The sequence below is a fragment of the Arthrobacter sp. BI5 genome (assembly GCF_056680065.1).
Genome location: NZ_CM155264.1, coordinates 3,380,533 through 3,397,627 on the forward strand (window position 1 = coordinate 3,380,533; position 17,095 = coordinate 3,397,627).

General features: G+C 69.2%; 15 protein-coding genes and 1 tRNA gene. 9 read left to right on the forward strand and 7 right to left on the reverse strand.

What is annotated here, in order from left to right; genetic code table 11:
* Nucleotide 1 precedes the first annotated feature (1 nt).
* The 4 genes from AC1MED_RS15595 to AC1MED_RS15610 all read left to right on the forward strand — a co-directional run bounded on the left by AC1MED_RS15595 (nt 2) and on the right by AC1MED_RS15610 (nt 5,190).
* Entirely contained in the window at nt 2-949 is a 948-nt protein-coding gene (locus tag AC1MED_RS15595) for a metallophosphoesterase (protein WP_479784175.1), read from the forward strand.
* Between the two features lie 412 nt (nt 950-1,361).
* A complete protein-coding gene (locus tag AC1MED_RS15600; RefSeq protein ID WP_479784177.1) occupies nt 1,362-3,179 on the forward strand; it encodes an ABC transporter ATP-binding protein in 1,818 nt (605 codons plus the stop codon).
* A complete protein-coding gene (locus AC1MED_RS15605; protein WP_479784179.1) occupies nt 3,176-5,008 on the forward strand; it encodes an ABC transporter ATP-binding protein in 1,833 nt (610 codons plus the stop codon). Before AC1MED_RS15600 ends, AC1MED_RS15605 begins: the two co-directional genes overlap by 4 nt.
* Before the next feature lie 105 nt (nt 5,009-5,113).
* Nucleotides 5,114-5,190 (forward strand) — tRNA-Pro (locus AC1MED_RS15610).
* A gap of 134 nt (nt 5,191-5,324) precedes the next feature.
* Here the strand turns inward: AC1MED_RS15610 and AC1MED_RS15615 are convergent.
* Nucleotides 5,325-5,543, reverse strand: coding sequence for a hypothetical protein (locus AC1MED_RS15615; protein ID WP_346957847.1), 219 nt, complete (start codon nt 5,541-5,543; stop codon nt 5,325-5,327).
* 129 nt (nt 5,544-5,672) lie between these two features.
* Between AC1MED_RS15615 and AC1MED_RS15620 the strand changes: the two genes are divergently transcribed.
* Complete coding sequence (locus tag AC1MED_RS15620) at nt 5,673-6,938, forward strand: helix-turn-helix domain-containing protein (RefSeq protein ID WP_346957848.1); 1,266 nt, start codon at nt 5,673-5,675, stop codon at nt 6,936-6,938.
* 57 nt (nt 6,939-6,995) lie between these two features.
* On the opposite strand, the gene AC1MED_RS15625 is transcribed toward AC1MED_RS15620, so the two are convergent.
* Both AC1MED_RS15625 and purD read right to left on the reverse strand, forming a co-directional pair.
* On the reverse strand, nt 6,996-7,943 hold the full coding sequence (locus AC1MED_RS15625) for a phosphoribosylaminoimidazolesuccinocarboxamide synthase (RefSeq protein ID WP_479784181.1): 948 nt from the start codon (nt 7,941-7,943) through the stop codon (nt 6,996-6,998).
* Between the two features lie 2 nt (nt 7,944-7,945).
* Nucleotides 7,946-9,271 carry a phosphoribosylamine--glycine ligase gene (purD, locus tag AC1MED_RS15630; protein WP_479784183.1) on the reverse strand — a complete coding sequence of 442 codons (1,326 nt, stop codon included), beginning with the start codon at nt 9,269-9,271 and terminating at the stop codon, nt 7,946-7,948.
* A 446-nt stretch (nt 9,272-9,717) separates the two neighbouring features.
* On the opposite strand from purD, the gene AC1MED_RS15635 reads away from it, so the two are divergent.
* Genes AC1MED_RS15635 through AC1MED_RS15645 form a run of 3 tightly spaced genes read left to right on the forward strand, consistent with a single transcriptional unit; the run spans nt 9,718 to nt 12,777 of the window.
* Nucleotides 9,718-11,337, forward strand: coding sequence for a molybdopterin-dependent oxidoreductase (locus tag AC1MED_RS15635; RefSeq protein ID WP_479784185.1), 1,620 nt, complete (start codon nt 9,718-9,720; stop codon nt 11,335-11,337).
* Nucleotides 11,338-11,373: 36 nt separating this feature from the next.
* Nucleotides 11,374-12,390 (forward strand): asparaginase, encoded by a 1,017-nt coding sequence (locus tag AC1MED_RS15640; protein ID WP_479784187.1) that lies wholly within the window; start codon nt 11,374-11,376, stop codon nt 12,388-12,390.
* 3 nt (nt 12,391-12,393) lie between these two features.
* Nucleotides 12,394-12,777 carry a sterol carrier family protein gene (locus AC1MED_RS15645; protein WP_479784188.1) on the forward strand — a complete coding sequence of 128 codons (384 nt, stop codon included), beginning with the start codon at nt 12,394-12,396 and terminating at the stop codon, nt 12,775-12,777.
* Between the two features lie 31 nt (nt 12,778-12,808).
* Here AC1MED_RS15645 and AC1MED_RS15650 read toward each other — a convergent pair whose 3' ends face one another.
* Nucleotides 12,809-13,570 (reverse strand): SDR family oxidoreductase, encoded by a 762-nt coding sequence (locus tag AC1MED_RS15650; RefSeq protein WP_479784190.1) that lies wholly within the window; start codon nt 13,568-13,570, stop codon nt 12,809-12,811.
* Between the two features lie 149 nt (nt 13,571-13,719).
* Here AC1MED_RS15650 and AC1MED_RS15655 point away from each other — a divergent pair, with 149 nt between their 5' ends.
* Nucleotides 13,720-14,664 carry a CHAD domain-containing protein gene (locus AC1MED_RS15655; RefSeq protein ID WP_479784192.1) on the forward strand — a complete coding sequence of 315 codons (945 nt, stop codon included), beginning with the start codon at nt 13,720-13,722 and terminating at the stop codon, nt 14,662-14,664.
* Nucleotides 14,665-14,745: 81 nt separating this feature from the next.
* Here AC1MED_RS15655 and AC1MED_RS15660 read toward each other — a convergent pair whose 3' ends face one another.
* The 3 genes from AC1MED_RS15660 to AC1MED_RS15670 all read right to left on the reverse strand — a co-directional run bounded on the left by AC1MED_RS15660 (nt 14,746) and on the right by AC1MED_RS15670 (nt 17,023).
* On the reverse strand, nt 14,746-15,921 hold the full coding sequence (locus AC1MED_RS15660; protein WP_479784194.1) for a zinc-dependent alcohol dehydrogenase: 1,176 nt from the start codon (nt 15,919-15,921) through the stop codon (nt 14,746-14,748).
* 78 nt (nt 15,922-15,999) lie between these two features.
* Nucleotides 16,000-16,728 carry an HAD family hydrolase gene (locus tag AC1MED_RS15665; RefSeq protein WP_479786709.1) on the reverse strand — a complete coding sequence of 243 codons (729 nt, stop codon included), beginning with the start codon at nt 16,726-16,728 and terminating at the stop codon, nt 16,000-16,002.
* The gene (locus AC1MED_RS15670) at nt 16,721-17,023 is read right to left on the reverse strand and encodes a YegP family protein (protein WP_346957857.1); all 303 of its coding nucleotides are present in this window, start codon (nt 17,021-17,023) and stop codon (nt 16,721-16,723) included. The genes AC1MED_RS15665 and AC1MED_RS15670 overlap by 8 nt, the downstream gene beginning before the upstream one ends.
* Nucleotides 17,024-17,095: the final 72 nt, after the last annotated feature.

Genomic DNA, 17,095 nt, shown 5'->3' on the forward strand with positions numbered 1-17,095 from the left:
CATGGCCGGCGGATCTGCCCTGGCAAGCCGCGCCCGAAGCATCGGGCGCGGCTTTGCCGTCACCACCGCCCTTGGAGCCGCCGCGGGGGCCGCCGCGACCGGCTACGGGCTGTGGGAGAAGAACCAGTTTGTGCTCCGGGAGGAGAGCCTTCCCATCCTGCCGCCGGGGTTCGGACCCATGCGTGTGCTGCACCTGAGCGACATCCACTTTGTGCCCGGCCAGCACCGCAAGGCCGCGTGGCTGCAATCCCTCGCCGGGCTGAAACCGGACCTGGTGGTGAACACCGGCGACAACCTCAGCCACGTCAAAGCCGTCGACCCCGTGCTGGAGGCCCTGCGGCCCCTGATGGACTTCCCCGGCGTCTTCGTGCCCGGGTCCAACGACTACTTCGCGCCGCAGCTGAAGAACCCCGCCTCCTACCTGCTGGGACCGTCCAAGTCCCGGCCCGATCCCATAGCGCTGGACTGGCCGCGGCTTCGCTCCGGCTTCGGCATGGGCGGCTGGGTTGACCTGACCAACCGCTGCCAGTCGCTGGTGATCAACGGCCTGCGGGTGGATTTTTCCGGCGTGGACGATCCGCACCTGCGCCTGGAACGGTACGCCGGCTGGCCCCGGGGCACCAAGGGCCAGGACGCCAAACCGCACCTGCGCGTCGCCGTCGCCCACGCACCCTACCAGCGCGTGCTGGACCACTTCACCGAGGACGGCGCGGACCTGCTGCTGGCGGGCCACACCCACGGCGGCCAGGTCTGCGTTCCGGGCTACGGGGCGCTTGTTGCCAACTGCGACCTGCCCACCTGGCGGGCCAAGGGCCTGCACGACTGGGAAAGCCAGGGACGTACGACGCCGGTGAACGTCTCGGGCGGCATCGGCACCTCGCGCTTCGCCCCGGTCCGGATCGCCTGCAAGCCCGAAGCCGTCCTCCTCACGCTGACCGCCCGCCCCTGAGCCCGCCGGGCATCCCTGCGCGCCTTCGCCGGCGCCGGGCGCCTTCGCCGGGCATCCCTAAGCGCCTGGCTCCGGGCGCGCCTGTTCCGGACACGTGCTCCGGATGGACATGTCCCCTCCCGGAGCGGGCTTTCCAGGGGACATGCCCAGTCTCCGCGACCGGCGATGGACATAACGGGACCATGCCCACTCTTGGCGTCCAAGGATGGGCATGTCCCAAGCGCGTTCAGCGGGACCTGCCCGCGGGAGCCGCGCGGGCGGACAGGCAGCATTGCGGAACATAATTACTGGGCCAGATGTGCGAACGGCACGATATCCTGTGAACCGGGTCACGGGATGGCCTAGGGTAGTTGCTACAGGAAACTACATCCAGTTGCGTAATTCACTTCGCAGTTGCCCCTAAGAAGCAGGCATGGCCAAGCAGACTCCGTTTTTCTCATCCATCAGCCGTCTCTATCCGCACGTCAGACCGATCATGCCGCGGCTGGTCTTGGGTCTGATCTGCGCTTTGCTTGCCAGCCTGGTCGCCCTGGCCATCCCGCAAGTCTTGCGCGTGCTCGTCAACGACTGGCTGCGGCCCGGCGGCAGCAGCGAGGCCGTCTGGATAGCCTCCGCGGTGATCCTGCTGCTCGGTATCGCCGAGGCCGGGCTCGTGGCGCTGCGCCGCCAGTTCGTCATCAACCCGGCCACCACAGTGGAAACCCGGATGCGGGTCTCGCTGTACGACCACCTGCAGGACCTGACCGTCTCCTTCCATGACCGCTGGGGCTCCGGGCAGCTGCTCTCGCGCGCCATGACGGACCTGAACTTCCTCCGGCGCTGGATGGCGTTCGGTGCGATCATGCTCGTGGTCACCACGCTGACCGTGGTGATCGGCGTCGTCGTGATGTTCTCGATGAGCTGGCAGCTCGCCCTGATCTTCCTGGCCGCCGCCGTGCCGATCATGATCTACGGCTTCCGCTTCCGGACCCGCTTCAGCAAGGTGGCCCGCCGCAGCCAGGACCAGGCGGGTGACCTCGCCACCACGGTCGAGGAGTCCGTCCACGGCATCCGCGTGCTCAAGGCCTTCGGGCGCAGCCGCGAGGCGCTGGAGAACTTCAACGAACAGGCCGAAGAACTCCGCCAGACCGAGATCGCGAAGGCCAAGCACCTGGCAGCCTTCAGCCTCGTCGTCACCCTGCTGCCTGAGCTGGCCCTGGGCGCCGGGCTGGTAGTCGGCATCATGCTGGCGGCTGACGGGCAGCTGAGCATCGGCGCGCTCGTGGCGTTTTTCGCCACCGCCGCCGTGATCGCCGCCCCGGTGGAGTTCTGCGGCATGCTGCTCGCCATGGCGCTCACCGCCAAGACCGCGGTGGACCGGCACTTCGAGGTGATGGACTCGGTCAACACCATCACCAGCCCGCCGCAGCCGCGCCGCCCCACAGACCTCAAAGGCGCCCTGGGCTTCCACAACGCCACCTTCGCCTTCGAAGACGCGCCGGACAAGCCGATCCTCAAGGACATCTGCCTGGACATACGGCCCGGCGAGACCATGGCCCTGGTGGGCATCACCGGCAGCGGCAAGAGCGCCCTGCTGCAGCTGGTGCCGCGCCTGTTCGAGGTGACGGCGGGCTCGGTCACGATCGACGGCGTGGACCTGCGGGACTTCAGCGTGGAGGAACTGCGCAGCGTCGTCGCCGTCGCGTTCGAGGACACCACACTGTTTTCCAGTTCCGTCCGTGACAATGTGCTGCTTGGGGTCCCGGGCCACGAGTCCGCGGAGCGCCGCGAGCAGATCCTGGCCGAGGCGCTGGACACCGCCCAGGCCCACTTCGCGTACTCGCTGCCGGAGGGCCTTGACACGCTGATCGGTGAGGAGGGCCTGAGCCTGTCCGGCGGACAAAGGCAGCGCATCGCCCTGGCGAGGGCCGTCGCGGCCCAGCCGAAGGTGCTGGTCCTGGACGACCCGCTCTCCGCGCTGGACGTCAACACCGAGGAGCTCGTCGAGGCCCGGCTGCGCGAGGTGCTGGCGGACACCACCACCCTCATCGTCGCCCACCGGCCCTCCACCGTCGCCCTGGCCGACCGGGTGGCCCTGCTGGAGGACGGCCGGATCGCCGCCGTCGGAACCCACACCGAACTGCTCGCGGAGAACAGCCACTACCGCTACGTCATCGCCAGCCTGGACCCGGAACCGCGGGACCTCGACTCCGAATTGTCCGCGCTCGAGGCCGAGGAGGTGTCCCGATGAGCACCGCCACCTTCGGCACCGCCAACGAGGACAACGCGCACCTGTCCAAGTCCGACAGCAGGGCCGTCCGCCGCCGCTCGCTGGCCCTGCTCGGCTCGCTGATCCGCCCGGTCCGCCGGCGCTTCTGGCTGACCATCGCCGCCGTCGTGCTGTCCCAGGCCGCCCGCGTGGCCGGGCCGGCGCTGATCGCCTTCGGGATCGACCATGCCTTGCCCGCCCTGCGCGCCGGGGACAACGTCCCGCTGGTTTGGGCCGGCGCCGCCTACCTCGCCGCGGCCGTGGCGACGGCCGGGCTGACAGCACTGTACGTCACCTCGACGGCGCGGCTGAGCCAAGCGATGCTGCTGGACCTGCGCGTACGGGTTTTCCGGCAGACCCAGCGGCTGAGCCTGGAATTCCACGAGAAGTACACCTCGGGCCGCATTATCGCCCGGCAGACCTCGGACCTTGAGGCCCTGCGCGAACTCCTTGACTCCGGGGTCAGCTCGCTCGCCTCCGGGATGCTGTTTATGGTCTTCACCGCCATCGCCGTGTTCGCCCTGGACTGGCGCAGTGGGCTGCTGGTGCTCGCCGCCGGCGTGCCGATGTACTTCCTGGCCCGCTGGTACCAGAAGCACTCGCAGATCGCGTTCCGGGAATCCCGCGTCGTCTCGGCCCGGCTGATCGTGCACTTCGTCGAGACCATGACCGGCATCCGCGCCGTCAAGGCCTTCCGCAAGGAACGCCAGAACGCTGAACGCTACGCGGAGCTCTCCGAGGACTACCGGAAGGTGACTGTCCGCTCCATCAACCTCAACGGCGTCTTCCAGCCCGGCCTGGTGCTGATCGGGAACGTCTGCGTCGCCGTCGTGCTGCTCACCGGCGGCTTCCGGGTCCTCACCGGCGAGCTCGCCGTGGGCGTGCTGCTGGCGCTGATCCTCTCCGCCAAGCGCTTCTTCCAGCCGGTGGACCAGATGGCGATGTTCTACAACTCGTTCCAGAGCGCGCAGGCCGCGCTGGAGAAGGTCTCCGGGCTGTTGGAGGAAGTGCCCACCGTCCGGCCGCCGCAGAACCCGGTAGCCCTGCCCGCGGCGAAGGGCAGAATTGATTTCGAGAACGTCGAGTTCCGCTACGGCGACGGCCCGGTCATTATCCCCGCGATGGACCTGCACATCCCCGCCGGCCAGACGGTCGCCCTGGTGGGCCAGACTGGCGCGGGGAAGTCGACGCTGGCCAAGCTGATCGCCCGGTTCTACGACGTCTCCTCCGGCTCACTCACGCTCGACGGCGTGGATCTGCGGCAGCTGACGACGGCGGACCTGCGCCGGAACGTCGTGATGGTCACCCAGGAGGCATTCCTGTTCAGCGGCTCCGTGGCGGACAACATCGCGCTGGGCCGGCCCGAGGCCTCCCGGCAGGAAATCGAGGACGCCGCGAAGGCCGTGGGCGCCCACGAGTTCATCACGGCGCTGCCCGAGGGCTACGACACCGACGTCAACAAACGCGGCGGCCGGGTTTCAGCCGGGCAGCGCCAGCTGATCAGCTTCGCCCGGGCCTTCCTGGCCCGGCCCGCCGTCCTGATCCTGGATGAGGCCACGTCCTCGCTGGACATCCCCTCGGAACGGATGGTCCAGGCCGGGCTGGCCAGCCTGCTGCAGGGCGTCAGTTCCGGCGAGGCAGGCCGCACCGCGCTGATCATTGCGCACCGGCTCTCCACCGTGGAGACCGCGGACCGCGTGCTGGTGGTCCATGACGGCCGCGTCGTGGAGGACGGCACCCCCGCGGAGCTGATCGGCGGCGGCGGGCGCTTCGCCAAGCTGCACGGCGCGTGGAAGGACTCGCTGGTCTGAGCCGACTACCCCGAGCGCGCCTCCGATGTCACCGCTCCCGGGCCCGATTTCGCATCCGGGGCAGGAATCGGATACTCTTGTGAAGTTGCTTTTGAAGTAACGGATCGGGATGTGGCGCAGCTTGGTAGCGCGCGTCGTTCGGGACGACGAGGTCGCAGGTTCAAATCCTGTCATCCCGACCAGTCAAAAGAGGGCCTTCCAATGGAAGGCCCTCTTTTGTGTTTTCAACCGGGGTGCGGCAATCGACGCGGGGTTCAGGGCAAAAAACAGCCCCGGGACGTCCTTGGCGGGCGTCCCGGGGCTGTCGGAGGGTTGGTTACATCGGGTCGGGCCAGTTGCCGACATTGGTGGAGTAGGTCATCGGGTCCGGCCAGTTGCCGACGGCCGATGCCGTACGCATGGGGTCCGGCCAGTTGCCAACGGCGGTGATGTTGGTGGTATCGGCAATGGAACCTGCGGACAGAACGGCCGGAGCCGCTGCGGAGAAAGCCAGGGCGCCTGCGAGAACCGCGCCGGCTGCAATCTTCTTCAACATAGAGTTCCTCATTTTGAGTCGGAGTCGTTACCAAGTCAGCACTGCCCTTGTTGACACACATTGTAAAATGTTTTCCACAGAGACTGTCAAGCATTTAGTATATGAAGTGTCCGGAATGAGGTGGTATCCGTGGGGAACGGATTCGGAGAAAAACTCCGCGCGGAACGGCTGGAGCGAGGGCTCACGCAGGCGGAACTGGGGAAGGATCTGTTCTCGCCCAGCTACATCTCGCTGCTCGAAACCGGGCGCCGGGAACCGACCGCGGAGGTCATCGAGGAGCTCGCCCGCCGGCTTGAGCTCGCGCCTAAAGCCCTGGAAGCCTGGAGCCAGCCTGTCTCCGTCAGCGACGCCGAATACGTGCTGGCAGGACTGTATGCCCGGCAGGCCTGGGATCTGCGGGACTACCCGCTCGCGGCAGTCCATGCTGCATCAGCCGCCCAGATCGCGCTGGAGGCAAAAAACACCAGCGCCTGGTGGAACATGACCTATATGCAGGCCGAATGCCTAATCAAGCAGGGCATGTGGGCCGAATGCAAGGCGATCGTCCAGCGGTTGCTGGACCACCCGATGGCTGCCGAATCGGCCGGCCTGGGCGTGCGGGCCCGGCAGATGCTGGCCGCAGCCGCCCAGGGCCAGGGCCAGCTGACCGCTGCGGTTGAGAACGCCCAGGAAGCGGTGCGGCTCTGCGCCCAGCTGCCTAAGGGCTCCACCCTGATCATCGGGGCGCTGCGGGCACTCATCGGCGCCCTCGCCGAAAGCGGCCGGCTCGATGAGGCCTGGAAATACTGCCAGGACATGAACGAACAAATGGACGACCAATCCATGTCCCAGCTCGCCGGCGAAGTCGCCTGGGTGGTGGGAAACGTGGCCTTTATGCGGCATGACTACGCCGAGGGCATCAAGTACCACGAGAAGGCCGCCAAGCTGCTCTCCCCCGCGAACGACATCGACCTCTGGGCCAGGTTCAACAAAGCCTCCGCCGCCGTGCGCCTGTCGTCGGGGATCGTCGAACCGGAAACCCTGTCCTCGATCGAACGCGCCGAGCTGGCCCTCTCCATCGTCGGCGGCAACAAGACCGACCAGCTGGAGGTGGCCTTCATCCGGGCACGCTGGCTCTACCTCACCGGGGACATCGTGGGCGCGGTCCAAAAACTCCGGGAGATCCACCAGGAACGCAACGTCCTCGCGAAGCACACAGCCGGCGAGGTGTCGCTTTTGCTCGGCAAGGCGCTCAAGGCCGCCGGCGAATCCGAGGAGGCCCTCGTCTACCTGGATGAAGCCCAGAAGGAGTTCAGCGCCGCCGGCGCCTCAGACCGGGTGCAGCAGGCCATGGACGCTGTGCTGGAAATCCGGCTCGCCCAGCGCCGCGCCGAAGCCGCGGCCGCGGGAAGCTAGCTCCCCCCGGCCCGGCAAGACGACGCCGGCCAGCCGGCGTCGGCCGGCCGCCGAAAACTAGGCGAAGGTCCGGCCGGTGAGCAACTCGTAGGCCTCCACGTAGCGGCTGCGGGTGCGGTCGACGACGTCGGCCGGCAGTGCCGGCGGAGGCGTGTCGGAGGACTTGTCCCAGCCCGACGCGGCCGAGGTCAGCCAGTCGCGGACATACTGCTTGTCATACGACGGCTGCGCCTGGCCCGGCTGGTAGGTCGCGGCGTCCCAGAAACGCGAGGAGTCCGGGGTCAGGACCTCGTCGCCGAGCGTGATCACGCCGGTCGCGGCGTCGATGCCGAACTCCACCTTGGTGTCGGCCAGGATAATGCCGCGGCCGCGGGCGATCTCCTCGGCCTTGGTGTAGATCTGCAGAGTCAGCTCCCGGAGCCGCCCCGCGGTGTCCTCGCCCACCAGCGCGACGACGGCGTCATAGGTGATGTTCTCGTCGTGCTCCCCCACCTCGGCCTTCGCGGAGGGGGTGAAGATGGCCTCGGCGAGCCGGGAGCCGTCCACCAGCCCGGCCGGCAGCGGGATGCTGCAGACGGTGCCGGACTGCCGGTATTCGGCCAGCCCGGACCCGGTCAGGTAGCCGCGGGCGATGCATTCCACCGGGAACATGTCCAGCTTTTTGCAGATCATGGCGCGGCCCTCGACCGCGGCGGGTACGCCGCCGTCGACCGTGGACGCGAGCACGTGGTGCTCCACGCCCAGCTGCTCGAACCACCACAGGCTCAGCTGGGTGAGGATGCGGCCCTTGTCCGGGATCTCGCTGGCGAGCACGTGGTCGTAGGCGCTGATCCGGTCACTGGCCACCACCAGGACGCACTCGTGGCCGACTCGCTCGGTAATGGACGCGTCCGCCGGGACGTACAGGTCGCGGACCTTGCCGGAATAGATATGCTTCCAACCGGGCAGGTCCAGCGTCTCGGTCTGAAGGCCGCCGGCGGGCCCGGCGGATTCCGTGGCGTTCATGCTCAGCCCTTCGCTTTCGCGGCGGCGGCAGCGACAGCAGAGGCTGTGCCGGGCGCCGTCACCTTGATTTCGCCGCGGGCGGCCTTGCCGCCGATGTCGGTGCGGAACTGGCCGCCGTCGAGCTGGACCAGTTCGACGCCGTCGTACGCCCGTTCGCGGGCCTCAACGAGGTCCGTCCCGAGCGCCACCACGGCGAGGACACGGCCGCCGGCGGAGACCACCTTGCCCTCGTCGTCGAGTTTGGTGCCGGCGTGGATGACGTGCACGCCCTCGATCGCCTCGACCTTCTTGAGACCGCGGATCCGGTCCCCGGTCCGGGGTGTGCCGGGATAGTTTTCGGCTGCGACGACGACGGCGACCGCCGACTCCCGGGACCAGCGCAGCGGCTGGACTTTGTCCAGTTCGCCCTTCGCGGCTGCCATCAGCAGGCCGCCGAGGGGCGTCTTGAGCCGGGCCAGGACGGCCTGGGTTTCCGGATCGCCGAAGCGGACGTTGAACTCGATGACCCGGGTGCCGCGGGAGGTCAGGGCGAGGCCGACGAAGAGCACGCCGACGAACGGGGTGCCCCGGTGGGCCATCTGGTTGACGGTGGGCTGCGCGATCCGGTCGATGACTTCCTGGACGAGCCCTTCGGGGGCCCAGTCCAGCGGGGTGTAGGCGCCCATGCCGCCGGTGTTGGGGCCCTCGTCGTTGTCGTAGATGCGCTTGAAATCCTGTGCCGGGGAGAGCGCCACCGTGGTGCTGCCGTCGCAGAGGACAAACACGGAGACCTCGGGGCCGTCGAGGAATTCCTCGATCACCACGGTGCCGCCGGCGTCGAAGCAGCTCTGCGCATGGGCCAGCGCCTCGTCCCGGTCTCGGGTGACGACGACGCCCTTGCCGGCGGCGAGTCCGTCATCCTTGACGACGTAGGGGGCACCGAAGGTGTCGAGTGCGTCGGCGGCTTCCTCGGCGTTGGAGGCCACCCGGGCCATTGCGGTGGGCACGCCGGCCTCGGCCATGACTTCCTTGGCGAACGCTTTGGAGGCCTCGAGCTGGGCGGCGGCTTTGCTGGGACCGAAGACGGGGATCCCGGCGTCGCGCACCGCGTCGGAGACGCCGGCGGCCAGCGGGGCTTCGGGGCCGACCACCACGAGGTCGACGGCGAGTTTGGTCGCCAGCGCGGCCACGGCGTCGGGATCGTTCGCGTCGATGGCGTGTGTGGGGACCAGCTTGCTGATACCGGCGTTGCCCGGGGCCGCATGGACCTCGGAAACATTGGGGTCGGCGAGCAAGGATCGGACAATGGCGTGTTCGCGGCCGCCGGGGCCGATGACAAGTACCTTCACAGTTCCCAAGGGTACTTTGTGGACCGTGCAGGCTCCTAAGCTGTGACCGCCACGGGACATGCCCAGTCCACGCGCCTCGTCCCGGCCACTTATGCCCAGGCCGGCCGCGGGACATGCCCAGTCCCGGCCGTACCCACTGGACATAGTGCGCATATGTCGAGTGCTCACGCCGCAGGGAGGGCATGTCCAGTCCTCGCGCCTTGTCCCGGCCACCTGTGGCCAGGGCGGCCGCGGGACATGCCCAGTCTTGACCGCACCCACAGGACATAGTGCGCATATGTCCATTGCTCACGCCGCAGGGAGGGCATGTCCAGTCCACGCGCCTTGTCCCGAGCCGCTTGTGCCCAGGCCGGCCACGGGACATGCCCAATCCCGGCCGCACCCACTCGACATGCCCAGTGCCGGCCGCGGACAATCCGCGGGGCCCACCGCTCCGAACATCCTGTATGAAGACGCCCAGCAACCTGAAGCCCGGCACCACCACGCAACGCAAGAAGCGGCCCGCCCTCTTCTCCGGCCCCACCGCCTTGGCCGCGCTGGCCGGGGTGGTCTCAGCCGGCGTCGTGCTGGCCGTCGCGGAACTGATCGGCGCCTTCTTTACGGCCCGAGCGACGCCGCTGATCGCCCTGGGCTCGACCTTCATCGACTTCACCCCGCCGTGGATGAAGGATTTCGCCATCGCCACGTTCGGCACCAATGACAAGGCTGCCCTGTCCGTGGGCATGGGACTGACGATCCTGCTGCTGGCCTGCGTGCTGGGCATCGTCGCGTTCCGCAAGTGGGTCCTGGGCGTAGCCGGCGTGCTGCTGCTCGGCGCGGTGATAGTGGCCAGCGTGGTGACCCGGGCCAGCGTGAAACCACTGGATGCCATTCCTTCGCTGATCGGCACCGTGGCCGGCCTGGTGGTGCTCCGGTTCCTGATCAGCAAGCTGTGGCGGATGCGCCAGTGGCCGGAGGTGGCCTCGGACCTCGGCGCCGAAGAGCCGGACCGTCCCGCCACCAGCCGCCGCGCCTTCTTCACCGCCAGCGGGATCACCGCCGTCGCTGCCGCCGCGGCCGCGACCGGCGGACGACTCCTGAGCGCCGCGCGCAGCAACGTGGCCCAGGCCCGCGAAGCCCTGAAACTGCCTGCCCCGGCCAAGGCTGCAGCACCTGTGCCCGCCGGAGTCCAGTCCAAAGCCCCGGGCGTCACGCCGTGGCTGACGCCTAACAAAGACTTCTACCGGATCGACACCGCGCTCAGCGTGCCGGAAATCGACGCTCAGTCCTGGGAGCTGCGGATCCATGGCCTGGTCGAACAGGAGGTCCGGCTCAGCTTCCAGGACTTGCTGGACGCGCAGCTGATCGAATCGCATGTCTCGCTGACCTGCGTGTCCAACCCGGTCGGCGGGAACCTGGCCGGGAACGCCAAGTGGCTGGGCATGCCCATCCGCGACGTACTGAAGATGGCCCGGCCCAAGGACGGCGCGGACATGGTGCTCTCCACCTCCGTTGACGGCTTCAGCGCCTCCACGCCGCTGGAGGTGTTGCAGGACGATCGCGACGCGATGCTGGCCATCGGTATGAACGGCGAGGCCCTTCCGCTGGAGCACGGTTACCCGGTCCGGATGGTGGTTCCCGGGCTGTACGGCTTCGTTTCGGCCACCAAGTGGGTGGTGGACCTGGAAGTTACGAGGTTCGCGGACAACAAGGCCTACTGGACGCAGCGCGGCTGGTCCGAGCGCGGCCCGATCAAGACCATGGCCCGGGTGGAGGTCCCCAAGTCCTTCGCCAAGGTCGCCGCCGGAAAGATCGTGATCGGCGGCACCGCCTGGGCTCAGACCCGCGGCATCACCAAGGTCGAGGTGCAGATCGACAACGGCCCCTGGACCGAGGCCGTGCTGTCCACGGAGGCCTCCGTGGTGACCTGGCGGCAGTGGTCCCTCGAATGGGATGCCACCCCGGGACCGCACTACATCAAGGCCCGCGCCACCGACGGTACCGGCGAGGTCCAGACGGACAAGCGCGCCGATCCCGTGCCCGACGGTGCCTCCGGCTGGCAGTCCGTCATGGTCACCGTGGAGTAACCGGGCTGGGCCGCCAACGCACCATAGACTGGCAGCATGCCTCTGAACCCGCATGCCACCTTCACTGTTGAGTCCGCCGTCGAATTGGCAGTCGTGGAACGCAGCGGTTTCATCGAGTCCCGCCACATCGGCTCCGCCGTCGTAATGTCCGCGGACGGCAACGTCGTCACCGAGCTCGGGGACATCACCACCCCGATTTACGCCCGTTCCACGCTCAAGCCCCTGCAGGCGCTGGCATCCATGCAGTCCGGTGTTCCGCTGCGCGGCGCGCAGGTGGCAATCGCCTGCGGCAGCCACGTCGGGTCCCTCGACCACATGGACGTGGTGGAAGGCATGCTCAAGGCCGCGGGCGCCAAAGAGGACCAGCTCCAGTGCCCCGCCGCCTGGCCCGAGGACGAGACCGCCCGGACGTGGCTGGTCCAGACCGAACGCGGGAAATCGCGGCTGGCGTTCAACTGCTCGGGGAAGCACGCCGCGTTCCTCTGGGCCTGCACCGAAAACGGCTGGGACACGCACAGCTACTTGGAGCCGAACCATCCCCTGCAGCAGCGCATCCGCTCCGTGGTCGAAGAATACTGCGGCGAGAAGATCGCCCATCTCGGCATTGACGGTTGCGGCGCCCCGGTGGCCGCGGTCTCACTCACCGGACTCGCCCGCGCCTTCTCCCGCCTGGCCAAGGCGCCCGGGGACAAGAACTCCAACGCCCGCGCCGCCACCATTGCCACCTCCATGCTGGACTACCCGTGGGCGGTGCAGGGCCGGGGCCAGGCCAACACGATCGTGATGGACGAGCTCGGCATCATCGCCAAGGTCGGCGCCGAGGGCGTGCTGGTCATGGCCACCCCGCAAGGCGTGTCGGTGGCGATCAAGGTCCTCGACGGCAATGTCCGCGCCACCACCCTGGTGGGCCTGACCTTACTCGCCGCCGCGGGCGCCGTGGAGATCCCGGAGGTCTCAAGCGTCCTGGACAAGGTCGTCGATCCGGTGCTCGGAGGCGGCCGGCCGGTCGGTAAGATCCGCCTCGGCCACGCCGTCTCGGCGCTGCTGGACTAGGCCGTGGCTGTTCAGCGGCGCCGGATTCCGGTGGACGAGGGCCGTGCGGCGCTGGCCGCCTGGCGGGAAGCCACCGCCCCGGCACAGGACACCGCCCCGGCGGTCCCGCGCCCCACGCTTGCGACGGCGGTGCGGTACTCCCTCGAGGAGGTCACCGCGCGGGCCCCCGGGAACTCGGTGGAGGTCCGCGTCCCGCCGTTCGGCGTCACCCAGTGCGTGGAGGGCCCCCGGCACACCCGCGGCACTCCCCCGAACGTCATCGAGTGCGACGCCGCCACCTGGCTCGCGATGGTCAGCGGCCGGCTCAGCTGGGCGGACGCGGTGGACGCCGGCAAGGTGGCCGCCTCAGGACTGCGCGCCGACCTCTCCGGCCTGCTGCCGCTCTAGACGGTCAGCGGCCGGCTGCCGCCGTGACGGCTCAGCCCCGCCCGATGAACGGCATCCCCGCGGCGGTGATCACGAGCGAGCCGACGCTGGCGGAGGCGGGCATGCCGGCCATCAGCAGCACGGCCCGGGCCGCGTCCTCCACCGGGAACGTCGGCTCCGTCCGGCGGCTGCCGTCGGCCTGGAGCGCGCCGTCGCCGACGCCAATCTGGTCCATCAGCTCCGTGGCCGCGTTGCCGATGTCGATCTGCCCGCAGCTGATGCCGAACCCGCGGCCGTCGAGCTCGATGCTCTTGGTCAGGCCGGTGATCGCGTGCTTGGTGACCGTGTAGGCCACGGTCCGCGGCCTCGGAGAGTGCGCGGCGATGGAACCGTTGTTGATGATCCGGCCGCCCTGCGGCGACTGCGCCTTCATCGCCCGCACCGCGGCGGCCGCGCACAACAGGGAACCGGTCAGGTTCACCGCGGCCGTGGCTTCCCAGTCCTCGACGCTGATCTCGTCCACCGAGGCGGCGGGGCCGAACACGCCGGCGTTGTTGAACAGCACGTCCACCCGCCCCCACTGCTCCAGCGCCGCGGCGAAAAGCCGCTCGACGTCGTCGGGCCGGGTGACGTCGCAGGGGACGGCCAGCGCCTGCGCGTGGCCGGCGCCGGTCTCCAGCAGCGGTTCCTCACGTCTGCCGGCCAGCACCACCCGGTAGCCGTCCGCGAGCATGAGCCGTGCCACCGCCCTGCCGATCCCCGAGCCTGCTCCGGTGACGACGGCGACCCGGCCTGGGTGGTGCTGGCGTGTCATTGGGGGCTCCCTGGGGTGGCGTGCTGGAATCCGGTCCCGGACAGCCTATGCCGAGATGGCATGTCGCGGCAGTGTCCGGCGGAAACATTGCCGCGATCTGCCACCTCGCGGGGCCGCGCGGGCCTTGCGCGCAGGAAGTAGAGTAAAGCGTGGCAACCACCGCGGGCGAGGTCCTGCTGGCCTATCTCGGGCAGCAGCTCGCTGAGCTGCGCCGGCGCGCTCCCGGAGTTCTCGCCAGGAAGCCCGACGACGTCCACCAGATGCGTGTCGCCGCGCGCCGCCTCCGCTCGCTGCTCGCTTCGGGCCGGCCGCTGTTCGAAGCCGGGGCCGTGGAGCCGCTCCGGGACGAACTGCGCTGGCTTTCAGGCCTCCTCGGGGCTGCCCGGGACCCGGGCGTCGTCCATGCCAGGCTGACCGCCCTGCTCGCCCAGGAGCCGGAGGCGCTGCGTTTCGGCCCGGCCGCGCTCAGGATCGACGAGGAGCTCGACTCCCTGGCCGCCGCCGGATTCGACGCGGCACTCGAGGGGCTCCGGAGCGAGCGGTACACCCGCCTGCTGGCGGCCCTCGAGGACTTCCTCAGCGACGCGCCGGCGGCACCGAAGGCGGCAGGAGTTCCGGGGGCGGGGATCGGCAGGCTGGTTGCCAAGGACCAGCGCCGGTTGGCGCGCGCTGTCGCGTCCCTCGCCCCGGCTGACGACGACGGCGGGGCCCGCGGCGGCGGCAGCGCCCCAGACGAGGACGGCGCCCCCGACGACGGCGGCCCCACCCGGGATGCCGGCCTGCACGAGGTCCGGAAGGCGGCCAAGCGGCTGCGGTACTCCGCCGAACTGGCCGCCACCCTGACGGCCGGGAAAAAGCGGCACCGGCGCGCAAAGCGGCTCGCGAAATCTGCGCGGAAAATCCAGCAGCTCCTGGGCCTGCACCAGGACAGCGTCGTGGCGCGGGAGCGGCTGGCCGAGCTGGGCGGCCGGGCGCTGCGCAGCGGGGAGAACGGCTTCAGCTACGGCCGGCTGCACGCCAAGGAGGAGAGCCTCGCGGCCGCCTCGGAGCGGGTTTTCCTGAAACTCTGGAAAAGGAAGTATCCCGCCCGCTGAGGCGGCCGCAGCCGGGGAACCGCCCGCAGCCGCGGAACCGACCCCGCACCGGCAGCGTTCCCGGGCGCCGCCGGCAACCCGTCAGGGCTTCAGCACCACCTTGATGCAGCCGTCCTGCTTCTTCTGGAACTTCTCGTACATCGCGGGGGCCTCGTCCAGGCTGGCCTGGTGGGTCACGAGGTCCATAACGCCCAGCGGGTCGGCGTCGGCTTCCACCAGCGGCAGCAGGTCCTCGGTCCAGCGGCGGACGTTGCACTGGCCCATCCGCAGCTGGATCTGCTTGTCGAACATGTGCATCAGCGGCATCGGGGAGGCCGTGCCGCCGTACACGCCGCTCAGCGAGACGGTGCCGCCGCGCCGGACCGCGTCCAGGGCGGTGTGGAGGGCGGACAGCCGGTCCACTCCCACGGTCTCGAAGGCTTTCTGGGCCAGCTTGTCCGGCAGCAGCCCGGCCGCGTGCTGGGCGAACGAGGCCACGGGCGAGTCATGGGCTTCCATCCCGACGGCGTCCACCACGGAGTCGGCGCCCCTGCCCTGGGTCATGGAGCGAAGTTCGTCGGCGACGCCCTTGGAGAAGTCCAGGGTCTCGACGCCGTGCCGTTCCGCCATCGCCCGGCGCTCCGGCACGGGATCGACGCCGATGACGCGCAGGCCGAAGTGCTTGCCGATCCGTGAGGCAAACTGTCCCACCGGGCCCAGGCCCATAACGGCGAGGGTGCCGCCCTCGGCCACGTCCGCGTACTTCACACCCTGCCAGGCGGTGGGCAGGATGTCGGAGAGGAAGAGGTAGCGTTCGTCCGGGAGTTCCGAGCCCACCTTGATGGGCCCGTAGTCGGCGTGCGGGACCCGCAGGTATTCCGCCTGACCGCCTGGCACGGAGCCGTACAGCTCGGAGAAGCCGAAGAGCGAGGCTCCGGAGCCTTTTTCCTTGACCTGGGTCGTTTCGCACTGGGACTGCAGTCCCTGGCTGCACATAAAGCAGTGGCCGCAGGAGATGTTGAACGGGATGACCACGCGGTCGCCCTTGGCCAGGTTGGTGACGGCGCTGCCCACCTCCACCACGACGCCCATCGGCTCGTGGCCGATGATGTCGCCCTTGTGCATGTAGGGGCCGAGGACCTCGTAGAGGTGCAGGTCGGAGCCGCAGATCCCCGTCGACGTGATGCGGACGATCGCGTCGGTGGGCTCCTGGATCACCGGATCGGGAACTTCTTCAACGCTCACGGAACGTTTGCCCTGCCAAGTAAGTGCCTTCATGTGCTTGCCTTTCGGTCGCGGTCTGGAGGGGAAAATTTGGAAGGAAGAATCGGGGCGGCCGGTTACGGCCGCCAGGCGTCAGCCGCCGTGGACCCGCGCGGCGAGCCGGCCGATGGCGCTGCCGGCTAGGTTCTCCAGCAGGGCCCGCGGGCTTTCGTAGACCTCCACGGCGCCGGCTTCGCGGAGTTCGGCTTCGCTGGTGCCGCCGCAGGTGAGGCCGATCGCAGGGATGTCCAGCTTGCCGGCGGCGTAAATGTCCCAGACGGCGTCGCCAACGTACACCGCGTTCGCGGCGGGGACGCCGACGGCGTGGAGCGCCGCGATAAGGATGTCCGGCGCGGGCTTGCTTTCCTTTGCGTCGGCCGAGCTGGTGGCGGCGTGGATGTAGGCATCGGCGTCGATGGTGGCGCGCAGCATCTCCAGGTCGCGGTCCCGGGCCGAGGACGCCAGGGCGACGGCGAGGCCGGAGTCGAAGCACTGCGCCAGCAGCTCCCGCGCACCGTCGAGCCGGCGCAGCGAGGGCCAGAACGTGGAGAACACGGCGGCGTGGGAAGCCATGATGTCGGCATCGCCGCCCTTGTCGCGGTCCCCGGGCAGCAGGCGGTCCAGGATCCGGTCCCCGCCCATCCCCACCGAGCGGTGAATGCTGGCCATCGGGACGTCATAGCCCGCCTGCCGGAACGCCTGCCACCAAGCCAGCGCGTGGATGTAGGAGGAGTCGACCAGCGTCCCGTCGACGTCGAAGAGGACGGCGGCCTGGTGCGTCCCGGCGGGCTGGTGCGGGGCGGCGGGCGGGGTATCAGTGATGGGCACGGGTGCGCTTCGTGGCCGCCAGGGTGCCGCCAGAGAGGGACGAGCCGCGTCCTGCGCCGCCGCCGGTGCGCCGCTTGGCCATGGAGGCCATCACTGCCGACTGGCCGTCGCCGCTGCGGTCACGGATCAGGCCGGTGCCGGCGATCTCCCGCGCCTGGGCGATGCCGGCCACGGCCGCCCGTTTGGTGGGGAAGGTGACCGAGACGGCCATCAGACCGCCGGTAGCGTCCATCATTCGAATCCGGTAGCCGCCGTCGGGCGCATCCACGAGCTCGAAATATCCAGCCATTGCATACTCCTTCAATCCTGCACCCCGTGCGGGGATATTAGTAAGTATACTTATCTAAGCTCTGGAGGAAAG

Coding starts and splice junctions, on each gene's coding strand:
- AC1MED_RS15595 (WP_479784175.1), top strand. CDS start 2: ATGGCCGGCGGATCTGCCCTGGCAAGCCGCGCCCGAAGCATCGGGCGC.
- AC1MED_RS15600 (WP_479784177.1), top strand. CDS start 1,362: ATGGCCAAGCAGACTCCGTTTTTCTCATCCATCAGCCGTCTCTATCCG.
- AC1MED_RS15605 (WP_479784179.1), top strand. CDS start 3,176: ATGAGCACCGCCACCTTCGGCACCGCCAACGAGGACAACGCGCACCTG.
- AC1MED_RS15615 (WP_346957847.1), bottom strand. CDS start 5,543: ATGTTGAAGAAGATTGCAGCCGGCGCGGTTCTCGCAGGCGCCCTGGCT.
- AC1MED_RS15625 (WP_479784181.1), bottom strand. CDS start 7,943: ATGAACGCCACGGAATCCGCCGGGCCCGCCGGCGGCCTTCAGACCGAG.
- AC1MED_RS15635 (WP_479784185.1), top strand. CDS start 9,718: ATGAAGACGCCCAGCAACCTGAAGCCCGGCACCACCACGCAACGCAAG.
- AC1MED_RS15640 (WP_479784187.1), top strand. CDS start 11,374: ATGCCTCTGAACCCGCATGCCACCTTCACTGTTGAGTCCGCCGTCGAA.
- AC1MED_RS15650 (WP_479784190.1), bottom strand. CDS start 13,570: ATGACACGCCAGCACCACCCAGGCCGGGTCGCCGTCGTCACCGGAGCA.
- AC1MED_RS15660 (WP_479784194.1), bottom strand. CDS start 15,921: ATGAAGGCACTTACTTGGCAGGGCAAACGTTCCGTGAGCGTTGAAGAA.
- AC1MED_RS15670 (WP_346957857.1), bottom strand. CDS start 17,023: ATGGCTGGATATTTCGAGCTCGTGGATGCGCCCGACGGCGGCTACCGG.